Below are 12,157 nucleotides of genomic sequence, written 5' to 3'. Positions count from 1 at the left end.
TTTCGTTGACCGACAAGATCACCTTTTCTCGTTGCCGCCCAACCAGCACCGCCAATAGCGTGTTCGACATCGACAACCGATTGTCTTCGACCGGCGAAAAACGGTTTCGGCAAAGGAGTCCCCGGATGACCTCGCCCCCAGTCCACCCCCCGTCACTGGCCGACGGCGGATCCGCACTGTTCCACTGGGTCGACGAAATGCGCGAGAACACCCCGGTCATCGCGGACGAAAACGACACCTGGCACGTATTCCGCCACGCCGACGTCCAGCGCATTTTCACCGACCACCAAACCTTCTCCTCCGACCCCGGACTGCTCCTTCCCGACACCGCCGAAGCCGTCCGCGGCAACATGGCCGCCGTCGACCCACCGGTGCACCACCGCCTCCGGAAACTGGTCAGCAAAGCGTTCACCCCCAAAGTCGTCGCCGATCTCGAACCACGGATCACGACCGCCACCGGCACCCTCATCACCGAAATGGCCGAACGCGACGACCCCGACCTCATCCGCGACCTCGCCTATGCACTCCCCGTAGCCGTCATCGGCGACCTCATCGGCATCCCACCCGAAGACCGCACCCTCTACCGCGGCTGGGCCGACGCCCTCCTCACCGGCGGCGCACCCCGCGAAGACGGCACCTCCCTGACCGAAGTCATGGAGGACTACCTCGCCGACCTGCTCTCCCAGCGCCGCCGCCACCCCGAAGACGACCTCTTCAGCGGCCTCGCCCACGCCGAAGTCGACGGCGAACGCCTCGCCGACCACGAAGTCCTCAACTTCGCCTCACTCCTGCTCGCCGCCGGCCACATCACCACCACCATGATGCTCGGCAACACCGTCCTGGCCCTCCACGACTTCCCCGACGCCGCCGCCGCGGTCCGCCGCGACCACCGCCTCATCCCCAGCCTGCTCGAGGAAGTCACCCGCCACCGCCCGCCCATCATGCGGCTGCTGCGCATCACCACCACCGACACCGACCTCGGCGGCGTCACCATCCCCGCCAAGTCGATGGTCACCCCCTGGGTCCTCGGCGCCAACCGCGACCCCCGCCACCACACCGACCCGACGCGCTTCGATCCCCGGCCTCGCAAAGAACCCAACCTCGCCTTCGGCGGCGGCGTCCACTTCTGCCTCGGCGCCCCGCTCGCCCGCCTCGAAGGCCGCATCGTCTTCGAACAGCTCCTCGACCGCTTCACCGACATCCGCATCCGCGACGGCGTCCAGGTCGGCTACCCGTCCCCGATGATCTTCGGCGTCCGCGAGCTCCCGGTCGAGCTCGTCCCCCGCCGGCCCGTCGCCCGCTCGGCGTGATCGGCAACGCATCCCCAGGCCGGGCACCCCATCCGTAGAATCGACGGCGATGCGACGTCTCAAGTGGTACTGGGGGGCCTTGGTCCTCGTCTGCGTGGCCCTGCTGGCCGGCTTCTTCGTCTTCTTCGGCTCCGAAAGCCAACCCGGGCGCCCCCAGCCCCGACAGGGCCCACCCGGCACCGGCCCCCTGACCGTCGTCGCCATGGGCGACAGCACCGTCTCCGGCGAAGGCGCCGGCCAGTACACCCCCACCACCAACGGCCAGGGCGGCAACTGGTGCCACCGCTCATCCAACGCCTTCGTCGACAAGATCGCCGTCCCCGGCATCACCGCCCACGTCAACCTCGGCTGCTCCGGCGCCCCCGCCGAACAGGTCGCCCTCGGCGACGTCAAGCAGTGGACCGAACCCTCACAGGCGCAACAGCTCGCCGCACTCGTCAAGGACCACCGCGTCGCCGCCGTCGTGATCGCCGTCGGCGCCAACGACGAACCCAAGTTCTCCAACCAGGTCACCGAATGCTTCAAAGCGTGGTTCAACCCCGGCGGCCCCGCCTGCAGCGACGCCCTCAAGCAGACCTGGCAGTCCAAAGTGGACGCGATGGTGCCGAAGGTCGCCACCGCCGTCTCCGACGTCAAGAAAGTGCTGGCCGCCGCCGGGTACGTGCCCGCGGACTACCAGCTGATCCTGCAGTCCTACGCCGCCCCGATCGGCCCGGACCTGCCGGAAGACCTGCGCAGCCTCAACGGCTGCCCGTTCCGCGTCGAAGACCTGCGCTGGATCTCCCAGACCGGCATCGGCGTCCTCTCGGCCGGCCTCAAAGCGGCCGCCCAGCAGACCGGCGCCCGGTTCCTCGACCTCGCCAAGGCCGGCGCCAAGCACGAGGCGTGCAGCGGCGGCGCGAACCCGGCGACCGAGTGGTTCACGCGCCTGACGCTCCAGCTCGCGGACCTCGGCCAGGCGGACCGGGCGGGCCACGCGCTGCAGGAGTCGTTCCACCCCAACGCGGCCGGCCACACGGCGATCGCCAACTGCGTCACGGAGTTCATCGCCGCACGCGAAGGCAACGCCTCGTGCCTGGCGGGCGCCGACGGCAAGCTCCACCCGGCCCCGGAGGTCGTGGCCCGCTGAGGCCCGCCCTTGTCTCTTGCTTCTTTTGAAGTGCTGGGCCTACGTGGTTTTCCGTGATCGCCGGTTGGTATAGGGCGTTATACACTCAAAGATCGAGGGCGGCTCGCAGGGCGATGTCGATGCGCTCCTGGACGTCCTGGTCGATCTCGGCGAGGCGCTCGTCGAACCACGGCCGGTAGAGCCGGGTCAGGTTGAGCGTCGACACCCAGTAGCGGGCGTCGATCGCCACCCCGAGGATGTCCATCGGGTCGCGTTCGAGGAGTTCCGTGCCGAGCAGCCAGGGGCGCTCGGACTCGTTCACCCCGTCCGAGGACAGCAGCACGACGGTGCGCTGCCGGGCCGGTTCGGTCGGGGGGTGGTACGTCCAGACTTCACCCCTGCGCACGCAGATCCTTCTCCGCCGCGCTCAGCTCGGCCTCGTCCGATTCCGCGACGGCCGGTTCCGGCCTCTGCGGGGTGTAACCCGTGCGAACCGCCTCGCGCCGGGCTGCTTTCGACAGCCAGGACGAGACCGAGATTCCGTGGGCTTTCGCGGCGCGTTCGGCGAATTCCAGTGCGCCGCTGTCCAGCGAAAGAGTGACCTTACGTGTTGCCATACCTTTTACCGTACCAGCGCCCCGGCCGCCAGGCGGGGCGCCGGCGTCAGAACGTCGGCGAACGTCCCTCGAACGGCGTAGAGAGCACCACCGTCGTCCGGGTCGACACCTTCGCGGCCTCGCGGATCCGGCGCAGCAGGTCCTCCAGCGCGAGCGGCGACTGGACGCGCACCAGCAGGATGTAGGACTCGTCGCCCGCCACCGAGTAGCAGGACTCGATCTCCTTGATGTGCTGGATCCGCTGCGGGTAGTCGTCCGGCGCGGCCGGGTCGTTCGGCGTCAGCGAGATCAGCGCCGTCAGCGGCAGGCCGATCTGCTCGCCGTCGAGCCGCGCGGTGTAGCCGAGGATGACCCCGCGCTGCTCGAGGCGGCGCACCCGCTGGTGCACCGCCGACACCGACAGCCCGACGCGCTCGGCGAGGTCGGTGAAGCTGCGCCGCCCGTCGGCCGCGAGCTCCTGGACGATCGACTGATCGAGGGGCTCCAGGCCGCCGGGCGTCATGCGTCCAGCACGACGAGCTCGTGCGGCTGGTTGTTGACGGACTCGACGCCGTCTTCGGTGACGATGACGATGTCCTCGATCCGGGCACCCCACCGGCCCGGCTGGTAGATGCCCGGCTCGACGCTGAAGGCCATGCCCGGCTCCAGCGGCAGCGCGTTGCCGGCGATGATGTAGGGCTCCTCGTGCACGTCCAGGCCGATGCCGTGGCCGGTGCGGTGGATGAAGTACTCGCCGAACCCGGCCTCGGCGATGACGTCGCGCGCGGCGGCGTCGACGGCCTCGGCGGTGACGCCCGGCTTGACCGCGGCGACGGCGGCGGCCTGCGCGCGCTGCAGCACGGCGTAGGTCTCGGCCACGTCGGCGTCGCGCGGGGTGCCGACGGCGTAGGTGCGGGTGGAGTCGGAGTTGTAGCCGGCCGGCAGCGGGCCGCCGATGTCGACGACCACGACGTCACCCTTTTCGATGACGCGGTCGGAGACGTCGTGGTGCGGGCTGGCGCCGTTCGGGCCGGACCCGACGATCACGAAGTCGGCCTGGGCGTGGCCCTCCTCGACGATGGCCGCGGCGATGTCGGCGCCGACCTCGGCCTCGGTGCGGCCGGGACGCAGCCACTCGTGGACGCGGGCGTGCACCCGGTCGATGGCCGCACCGGCGTCCCGCAGCGACGCGATCTCGGCGGCGTCCTTGCGCATCCGCAGCTCCCGCACGACGGGCCCGGCCAGGGTCTGCTCGGCGGACCCGAGCGCGGACCGCAGGGCGAGGACGTGCAGGGCCGGGGTGAAGTCGCTGACCGCGACCCGGCCGGGCTTGCCGAGCCGGTCCGCGACGAGCTTGTAGGGGTCGTCGCCGTCCACCCAGGTGAGCAGCTCGACACCGAGGTCGTCGGTGGGGACGTCGGCGTAGCCGGGCGCCTCCAGCTTCGGCACGACGAGCGCCGGGGTGCCGTCGGCCGGCACGACGAGGGTGGTGAGCCGCTCGAACGACCCGCCGGCCTGGCCGAGCAGGTACCGCAGGTCGGACCCGGGCGCGACGAGCAGGGCATCGGTGTCCGCGGCAGCCGCGGCAGCGCGGGCGCGGTCCAGGCGGGCCTTCAGGGCGGCGGCGTCGGGAGCAGGCGTGTGGAGGGAACGGCGCGACATGGGGCCGAGCCTAGTGGGGCGGCCGGGGTGCCCGGTCGGCGTGGGGCCACGACATGCCGGGCCGGGTGACGCACCTCCCCCGCCGGCGCCGCGGCAGCGACGGCGGGCCGGCCGCTCCCCTCCCCCACCGCCGCGTCGCGAATGTCGCATCGGGGTCTTCGGATGTCCCCAATGCGACATTCGCGACGCTCGACCGGCCATCCGTCCCGGGGTGCGTGGCGCGACCGCGAACTCCGTCCGGCGTGGCAGGCTGTGCGGGTGACCGGACCACTTGCCCTGCTCGACTCCGCGAGCCTCTACTTCCGCTCCTTCTTCGCCCTCCCCGACTCGATGCGCGCCGCCGACGGGACGCAGGTCAACGCCGTGCGCGGCTTCGCCGACACCATCGCGCGGATCCTCACCGACCGGCGCCCCTCGCGGCTCGTCTGCTGCCTCGACGCCGACTGGCGGCCGCGGTTCCGGACCGATCTGCTGCCCAGCTACAAGGCGCACCGGGTGGCCGAGGAGACCGGCGGCGGCAGCCCCGACGTCGAAGAGGTCCCCGACACGCTCACCCCGCAGGTCCCGATCATCCTCGACCTCCTCGGGGCCTTCGGGTTCGCCACCGCGGAGGCCGCCGGCTACGAAGCCGACGACGTCATCGGCGCGTTGGCCACCAAGGAGAAAAAGGACCCGGTCGAGGTGATCACCGGCGACCGCGACCTCTTCCAGCTCGTCCGCACCGAGCCGACGCCCACTTCGGTCATCTACGTCGGCAAGGGCTGGGCCAAGGCCGAGGTGCTCGGGCCCGCCGAGATCGCCGAGCGCTACGCACTCCCCCGCGAGACCGCCGGACCCGCCTACGCGGACATGTCGGTGATGCGCGGCGACCCCTCCGACGGGCTGCCCGGCGTCGCCGGCATCGGCGAGAAGACCGCCGCCAAGCTGATCACGCAGTTCGGGTCGCTCGACGCGCTCCTCAAGGCCTCCGCCGCCAGTGACAACCGCGTCCCCCTCAAGACGCGGCTGCGGCTCTCCGACGCCGCCGACTACCTGGCCGTCGCGCCGACCGTGGTCCGGGTCGCCGTCGACGCGCCGGTGGAGCAGTCGCGCCCCGACACCGTGCCCGCCGCCCCCGCCGACCCGGAGCGCGTCGCCGAGCTGGCCGAGCGGTGGAACCTCGGCAACTCGGTCGAACGCCTCCTCAAGGCCCTGCCCGGCGCCTAGAAGTACGTGCCGCACCACGGTGCGGCGATCGTGGTGAACAGTTCGTCGGCGCGCGCCTCCGCACCGGGGTGCACGACTTCGACGCGGCCGGCGTGCGCCAGTGCGGTCGCGCTCCACTGCCCGAGGTAGAGCATGCCGAGGGTGTCGACGTCGAGGGCCAGGTCCGCGGCGGCGTCCGTGCGGCGGGCGCCGTCCGGGCCGACCTCGTAGTGCCCGGTGTTGGCCGGCAGCATCCGGTCGCGCACCGCGAGCACCACCGGGTCCGCCGCGCGGTAGCTGCGGGCCGCGAGCGCGGCGGCGACGTCGACCGGGCGCAGCCACAGGTCGTCCTCGACGTCGCGGGTCTGCGCGTCGCGGTGGTCGGTCAGCATCGGGGCCAGCGGCTCGTCGACCGGGCGGTAGCGGCCGCGGATCCCGGAGACGAGGTCGACCGACAGCAGGAACCGCCAGAGCGCGGCGTGCGCGGCCGGGTCCACGGCGTTCAGCTCGCGGATCTTCAATACGGCACCCTCGTCCGGCGACTCCATCGTGCGCCGGTCCACGGTGTCGTACACGACGTACCCGTCGTCGCCGTCCGGTCCACTGTGGACGGCCACGACGTGGCTGCCGTGCGGGCCCACGAGCCGGTCGTGCGCGATCGGCCACCACACGGACGGCCTGCCGACCATCCCGGCCCGGTGCAGCCCGAGCCGCCGGTACAGCACGGGAACCTCCCGCACGGCTTCCTCGGGCGTGAGCAGCCGGATGTCCCCGCTCACCGGCACGCGGTCGTGGAGCCGGGCTCGGGGCCGCGGCACCCACACGGTCTTGCCGAGCGTCGCCGAGCCGTAGCCGAACCGGCCGTAGATCGTGGGCTCGCTGGCGTGCAGGGCGGCCACCGGGATCCCGCGCGCGGCGAAGTCCTCCAGCTGCGCGGCCATCATCGCGGTGAGCACCCCGCGCCGGGTGCGGTCGGCGCGGACGCCGACGCCGTCGACCGCCCCGAGCGCCAGGACACCGCCGCCGGGCACCGCGATCTGCGTGTCGTAGGAACTGGCGATCCCGATCGGGGTGGCACCGTCGAACGCGCCGAACTTGTGCGTGGCGGGCCAGGATTCCCCGTACCGGGACCAGTTCTCGTCGCTGACGCGGTTGGTGTGCAGCGAGCGGCCCAGCAGGTCGAACGTGGCGCGGCGCTCGTCCTCGGCCACGGGGCGGACGTCGAAGTCGGTCATGCCGCCGATCCTGCCGCCCGGCCCCGCCCGCGGCACCTCGATTTCCGGGCGCGTCAGAAGTGCGTGCCGCTCCAGGCCGCCACCCGCGTCCCGAACAGCAGGTCGGCCGCCGCCGGAGCGGCCGGGTCCCGGACCTCGATCCGGCCCGCCTCCGCCAGCGCCGACACCCGCCACGACCCGAGGTACACCATCGCGAGGGTCGTGACGTCGAGGCGCAGCGCCGCGGGCTCGTCGGTGCGCCCGGCACCGTCCGGGGTGATCCGGTAGGCCCCGCCGTTGGCCGGCAGCAGCGGGTCGGCCACCTCGACGACGACCGGCTCGGCGTGCCCGTACGCCCGCGCGGCCAGCGCCCGCGGGACGTCGACCAGGCGGACCCAGTGCTCGTCCCCGATCCGGTCGACCGTGCTGCGGCGGTGGTCGGCGAGGATCAGCTCGATCGGCTCGTCGAGCGGCCGCGCCTCGGCGACGATCGTGTCGACGAGGTCGATACCCAGCAGGAACCGCCACAGCCCGGCGAACGCGGCAGGCGAGCCGGTGAACATGTCCACCACCTCCAGGCTCTTCGTCCACGGGTGCGCGTGCAGGCCGTCGACGAAGTAGGTGGCGAAGCCGTCCGGCCCGTCGGGCCCGTGGTGCACCGCGGCCCGCATCGGCTGGGTGTTGCGGCGCGCCTGAGCCTCGAAGAGCCGCCACAGGTACTCCGGGCGGGACATCGTCCCGGGCCGGGCCGCCACGCGCTCGTAGACGCCGGGCAGGACCTCCAGGGCCTCGTCCAGCTCCAGCAGCCGGACCTCGCCCGAGGCCGGCGCGTCTTCGCGCAGCCGCGCCCGGTGGCGGTCGACGCTGTACGACCGGTGCCGCAGCGAAAGCCCGTAGCCGAACCGCCCGTAGATCGGCGCCTCCGACGCCAGCAGGCTCGCGGTGACCACCCCGCGCGCGGCGAAGTCCTCCAGCTGCGTCGTCATCAACGCCCGCAGCACGCCCCGCCGGGTCCGGTCCGGCCGCACCCCGACCCCGGTGACCCCGGCCATCGGCACCCGCGTGCCGCCCGGCACCGTCAGCTCGGCGTCGAACGACCGCGCCGTGCCGATCAAGGCGGGGTCGAACGCCCCCAGCGTCCGGCCGGGCTGGTACGCCCGCGCCGTGCGCTCCCAATCGGCGTCGGGGCACGGCGGCACGTGCAGTGTCGCCCGGAAGAGGTCACCCGCCGCGCGGACCTCGTCGTCGCCCAGCGTCCGGATCTCGAAGTCGCTCATCCCCGGATCATCTCCGGAAACGACGGGATCCGGCCACCGCAATTCGCGGCGACCGGATCCCGGGGTGGAGCTACTTCGTCGCGGGCGGGGACACCTCGTAGTTGCCGCCGTCGCCCTTGACCGTGATCGGGATCTGCGTCGGCTTGCCCGCGATGGTCGCGGTGCACTCGAACTTCGCGCCGTCCTCGACCTTCTGCTCGGCCGGGCACGTCACGCCGGTGACGCCGTCGATCTTGTACGTCTCGGTGAGCAGCTTCTGCACGTCGGTCTGCATCTGCGTGTTGTTGAAGACCTGCGTCTTGAAGAAGCCGGGCGCCACGAAGCCGAGGACGCCGACCACCGCGACGACCACGACCAGCACGATGACGCCGATCAGCAGGCCCTTCTTCGACTTCGCCGGCTGCTCGCCCTCCGGCGCGCCCTGGCCGGGGAACTGCTGCTGCTGGCCGTAGTCGTACTGGCCCGGCTGCTGCTGCCCGTACTGCGGCTGCTGCTGGGGACCGCTCTGCGGGTACGCCCCGCCCGGCTGCTGCCCGTACTGGGGCTGGGCCTGCGGGCCGCTCTGCGGGTAACCACCCCCGGGCTGCTGCCCGTAGGGCGGGGGCTGCTGACCCCACTGCGGCTGCTGCGGCGGCGTGTACCCCCCGGGCTGCTGGCCCCACTGCTGCGGTTGCTGGGGCTGCTGCGGCTGGCCCCACTGCTGCTGGTTCGGGTCGTACGAAGGCGGCTGCTGCTGCCCCCACTGCGGCTGCTCCTGCGGGCCGCTCGGGGGGTACGCGCCGCCCGGCTGCTGCCCGTACTGGGGCTGCTGTGGGTCGTTGCCGCCATACGGCGTGCTCATCGTCTGCCTCCGCCTGCTTCGCTCATCTCACTGACCACCCCGAAACCGCCGTAAAGCCGCGTACGCACGGTGTTGCAGGCGATCCAACCACAGGTCGGAGCCGAGCACACGTGTCCACGCGCCATGCCCGACCATGCCTAACACGGAGTTCACGCGGCGCCCGCGGCGACGACACCCCGCCGCAGCGCTTTGACCGCGTCGGCGGCCGCCGCGCCCACCGGGTCGCCCTTGCCGAGCACGTCCCGGATCTGGTCGAGCAGGTCGATCACCTGACGCGACCAGCGCACGAAGTCCCCCGCCGACAGCTCCTGCCCGTTGGCCTCGGCCGCGGTGAGCACCTTCTCCAGCGACTCACCGCGCGCCCAGCGGTAGACCGGCCACGCGAACCCGGCGTCGGGCTCGCGGGTGCGGTCGAGCCGGTGCCGCCGCTCGTCCTCGGTGAGGTCCACCCACAGCTTCACCGTCTCCTGCCACGCCTCCGGCACCGCGCCACCCGGCAGCCGCGGCTCACCGGCGGTGTCGCGCCGGGCCTCGAAGACCAGCGTCGAGACGACCGCGGCCAGCTCGGCCGGCCCCAGCTTGCGCCACACGCCGTGGCGGATGCACTCCGCGGCCAGCAGGTCGGACTCGCTGTAGAGCCGGGTCAGGCGCCGCCCGTGCTCGGTGACGCGGTCCTCGCCATCACCTGCCGACTCCGGTCCCAAGTACTCGCGCTCGCCCAGCAAGGCGAGAATCCGGTCGAACGCGCGCGCCAGCGAGTGCGTCGTCGCGGCGACCTTCCGTTCCAGCTGCTGGGTTTCCGCCGACAGCCGCTGGTACCGCTCGACCCAGCGCAGGTTCGCCTCGCGCTCGGCCAGCCCGTGGCACGGGTGCGCCCGCAGCGCCCGCCGCAACGCCGCCAGCTCGCCGTCCTCGTTCGTCCCGGACCGCCGCTTCTGCCTGCCCGGCAACGAGATCCCGGCATTGCGCAGCGTCGAAGCGATGTCCCGGCGCGTCTTCGGCGACCGCAGCTCGATGTGCTTGGGCAGCTTGATCCGCCCCAGCGCCTCCACCGGCGCCGGGAAGTCGGCCACCGACAACGGCCCCGACCACCGGTCCTCGGTCACCACGACCGGCCGCGGCTCGCGGATCGGGTCCAGCCCCGGGTCCACGACCACGGCCAGCCCCGCCCGCCGCCCCGCCGGCACGGCGATGACGTCACCCTTTCGCAGCTTCTCCAGCGACTCCGCCGTCCCCGCCCGCCGGGTCGCGGTGTTCTGCCGCGACAACGCCTTCTCCCGCGTCGAGATCTTCGCGCGCAGCTCCACGTACTCGAGCATCTCGTCGAAGTCCCCGGTGATGGCGGCCGAGTAGCCCTTCAGGGCCTCCTTGTTCCGCTCGATCCGGCGGGCCGTGCCGACCACCGACCGGTCGGCCTGGAACTGCGCGAACGACTGTTCCAGCAGCTCACGGGCCTCCGCCGCGCCGACCTGGGCGACCAGGTTCACGGCCATGTTGTAGCCGGGCCGGAACGACGACCGCAGCGGGTACGTCCGCGTCGAGGCCAGCCCGGCGACCTGCTTCGGGTCGACCCCCGGCTGCCACGCCACGACGGCGTGGCCCTCGACGTCGATCCCCCGCCGCCCGGCCCGGCCGGTCAGCTGCGTGTACTCCCCCGGCGTCAGGTCGACGTGCGCCTCGCCGTTGTACTTGACCAGCCGCTCCAGCACGACCGTGCGGGCCGGCATGTTGATCCCCAGCGCCAGCGTCTCGGTCGCGAACACCACCTTCACCAGACCGCGGACGAACAGCTCCTCGACGGTCTCCTTGAACGCCGGCAGCAGCCCGGCGTGGTGGCCGGCGATCCCGCGCTCCAGCGCCTCCCGCCACTCCCAGTAGCCGAGCACGCCGAGGTCGCCCTCCGGCAGGTCCGCCGTGCGCTCGTCGATCACCCGGCGGATCTCCTCGACCTCGCCGGGCCCGTTGAGCCGCAGCCCCGACCGCACGCACTGCGCCACGGCGGCGTCGCACCCGGCTCGGGAGAAGATGAACACGATCGCCGGCAGCAGCCCGGCCCGGTCCAGCTGCTCGACGACCTCGACGCGCGACGGCGGCCGGAACCGCGGCATCCGCGGCGGCGCACCCCGGCGGCCCCGCGGCCCGCGGAACCCGGCGGGCGCGTACTGGCGGCCGATCTCCTCGGTGCGGCGCAGCAGGGTCGGGTTGATCCGCAGCTCGGCGCCGGGCAGGTGGATGTCCTCACCGGCGAACAGGTCGAGCAGCCGGTTCCCGACCAGCATGTGCTGCCACAGCGGCACCGGCCGGTGCTCGTCGACGACGACCGTCGTGTCACCGCGCACCTCGACCAGCCACTCGCCGAACTCCTCGGCGTTGCTGACCGTGGCCGACAGCCCGACCACGCGGACGTGCTCGGGCAGGTGCAGGATGACCTCTTCCCAGACCGCACCGCGGAACCGGTCGGCGAGGTAGTGGACCTCGTCCATGACGACGTAACCGAGGTCGGTGATCGTCGAAGAGCCCGCGTAGAGCATGTTCCGCAGCACCTCGGTGGTCATCACGACCACCTGCGCGTTGCCGTTGATCGAGGTGTCGCCGGTGAGCAGGCCGACGGCGTCGCTGCCGTAGCGGGCGACGAGGTCGGCGTACTTCTGGTTCGACAGCGCCTTGATGGGCGTCGTGTAGAAGCACTTGCGCCCCTCGGCCAGCGCCAGGTGCACGGCGAACTCGCCGACGACGGTCTTCCCCGCCCCGGTCGGCGCGCAGACGAGCACGCCGTGACCGCCCTCGAGGGCCTCGCACCCGCGGATCTGGAACTCGTCGAACTCGAAGGACGCTTCCGCGGCGAAACGCGTCAGCTGGGGGTACTTCCCACGACGCGAGGAGGCCACATAGGCCTCGGCCGGGGAGGGAGAAGGGCTACTGGCCACGTTGTCAGGGTTCCACATCCCCCCGACAGTCCGCACG

At 72.4% G+C, this 12,157-nt stretch carries 11 protein-coding genes; 3 read left to right on the top strand and 8 right to left on the bottom strand.

Annotated elements, in window-relative coordinates:
• Positions 1-125: 125 nt before the first annotated feature.
• Positions 126-1,310, top strand: a complete 1,185-nt coding sequence (locus ACIQWX_RS21405; protein ID WP_400873527.1) for a cytochrome P450 — start codon at positions 126-128, stop codon at positions 1,308-1,310.
• Positions 1,311-1,359: 49 nt separating this feature from the next.
• Positions 1,360-2,439: a GDSL-type esterase/lipase family protein gene (locus tag ACIQWX_RS21400; RefSeq protein WP_400873524.1), complete on the top strand. Its 1,080-nt coding sequence runs from the start codon at positions 1,360-1,362 to the stop codon at positions 2,437-2,439.
• An 85-nt stretch (positions 2,440-2,524) separates the two neighbouring features.
• On the opposite strand, the gene ACIQWX_RS21395 is transcribed toward ACIQWX_RS21400, so the two are convergent.
• The 4 genes from ACIQWX_RS21395 to ACIQWX_RS21380 are packed head-to-tail and all read right to left on the bottom strand — an operon-like array spanning position 2,525 to position 4,676.
• A complete protein-coding gene (locus ACIQWX_RS21395; RefSeq protein WP_086682453.1) occupies positions 2,525-2,824 on the bottom strand; it encodes a hypothetical protein in 300 nt (99 codons plus the stop codon).
• A complete protein-coding gene (locus ACIQWX_RS21390; protein WP_400873520.1) occupies positions 2,811-3,035 on the bottom strand; it encodes a hypothetical protein in 225 nt (74 codons plus the stop codon). Before ACIQWX_RS21390 ends, ACIQWX_RS21395 begins: the two co-directional genes overlap by 14 nt.
• A 46-nt stretch (positions 3,036-3,081) precedes the next feature.
• Complete coding sequence (locus ACIQWX_RS21385) at positions 3,082-3,537, bottom strand: Lrp/AsnC family transcriptional regulator (RefSeq protein WP_003092399.1); 456 nt, start codon at positions 3,535-3,537, stop codon at positions 3,082-3,084.
• Positions 3,534-4,676 carry a M24 family metallopeptidase gene (locus ACIQWX_RS21380; protein WP_400873514.1) on the bottom strand — a complete coding sequence of 381 codons (1,143 nt, stop codon included), beginning with the start codon at positions 4,674-4,676 and terminating at the stop codon, positions 3,534-3,536. Before ACIQWX_RS21380 ends, ACIQWX_RS21385 begins: the two co-directional genes overlap by 4 nt.
• 258 nt (positions 4,677-4,934) lie before the next feature.
• Between ACIQWX_RS21380 and ACIQWX_RS21375 the strand changes: the two genes are divergently transcribed.
• A complete protein-coding gene (locus ACIQWX_RS21375) occupies positions 4,935-5,882 on the top strand; it encodes a 5'-3' exonuclease H3TH domain-containing protein (RefSeq protein WP_400873510.1) in 948 nt (315 codons plus the stop codon).
• Here ACIQWX_RS21375 and ACIQWX_RS21370 read toward each other — a convergent pair.
• The 4 genes from ACIQWX_RS21370 to ACIQWX_RS21355 form a co-directional block, all read right to left on the bottom strand.
• Positions 5,879-7,096, bottom strand: coding sequence for a GNAT family N-acetyltransferase (locus tag ACIQWX_RS21370; RefSeq protein ID WP_400873507.1), 1,218 nt, complete (start codon positions 7,094-7,096; stop codon positions 5,879-5,881). The two genes, ACIQWX_RS21375 and ACIQWX_RS21370, sit on opposite strands and share 4 nt — an antisense overlap.
• A 53-nt stretch (positions 7,097-7,149) precedes the next feature.
• Positions 7,150-8,352 carry a GNAT family N-acetyltransferase gene (locus ACIQWX_RS21365; protein WP_400873504.1) on the bottom strand — a complete coding sequence of 401 codons (1,203 nt, stop codon included), beginning with the start codon at positions 8,350-8,352 and terminating at the stop codon, positions 7,150-7,152.
• A 70-nt stretch (positions 8,353-8,422) separates the two neighbouring features.
• A complete protein-coding gene (locus tag ACIQWX_RS21360) occupies positions 8,423-9,193 on the bottom strand; it encodes a DUF4333 domain-containing protein (protein WP_400873501.1) in 771 nt (256 codons plus the stop codon).
• Positions 9,194-9,342: 149 nt separating this feature from the next.
• Positions 9,343-12,138 (bottom strand): DEAD/DEAH box helicase, encoded by a 2,796-nt coding sequence (locus ACIQWX_RS21355; RefSeq protein WP_400873498.1) that lies wholly within the window; start codon positions 12,136-12,138, stop codon positions 9,343-9,345.
• Positions 12,139-12,157 lie beyond the last annotated feature (19 nt).

The sequence above is a fragment of the Amycolatopsis sp. NPDC098790 genome, assembly GCF_044759945.1.
GTDB lineage: Bacteria > Actinomycetota > Actinomycetes > Mycobacteriales > Pseudonocardiaceae > Amycolatopsis.
This window is presented reverse-complemented; position numbering and strand designations above follow the sequence as displayed.

Coding starts and splice junctions, on each gene's coding strand:
- ACIQWX_RS21405 (WP_400873527.1), top strand. CDS start 126: ATGACCTCGCCCCCAGTCCACCCCCCGTCACTGGCCGACGGCGGATCC.
- ACIQWX_RS21400 (WP_400873524.1), top strand. CDS start 1,360: ATGCGACGTCTCAAGTGGTACTGGGGGGCCTTGGTCCTCGTCTGCGTG.
- ACIQWX_RS21390 (WP_400873520.1), bottom strand. CDS start 3,035: ATGGCAACACGTAAGGTCACTCTTTCGCTGGACAGCGGCGCACTGGAA.
- ACIQWX_RS21385 (WP_003092399.1), bottom strand. CDS start 3,537: ATGACGCCCGGCGGCCTGGAGCCCCTCGATCAGTCGATCGTCCAGGAG.
- ACIQWX_RS21380 (WP_400873514.1), bottom strand. CDS start 4,676: ATGTCGCGCCGTTCCCTCCACACGCCTGCTCCCGACGCCGCCGCCCTG.
- ACIQWX_RS21370 (WP_400873507.1), bottom strand. CDS start 7,096: ATGACCGACTTCGACGTCCGCCCCGTGGCCGAGGACGAGCGCCGCGCC.
- ACIQWX_RS21365 (WP_400873504.1), bottom strand. CDS start 8,352: ATGAGCGACTTCGAGATCCGGACGCTGGGCGACGACGAGGTCCGCGCG.
- ACIQWX_RS21360 (WP_400873501.1), bottom strand. CDS start 9,193: ATGAGCACGCCGTATGGCGGCAACGACCCACAGCAGCCCCAGTACGGG.
- ACIQWX_RS21355 (WP_400873498.1), bottom strand. CDS start 12,138: ATGTGGAACCCTGACAACGTGGCCAGTAGCCCTTCTCCCTCCCCGGCC.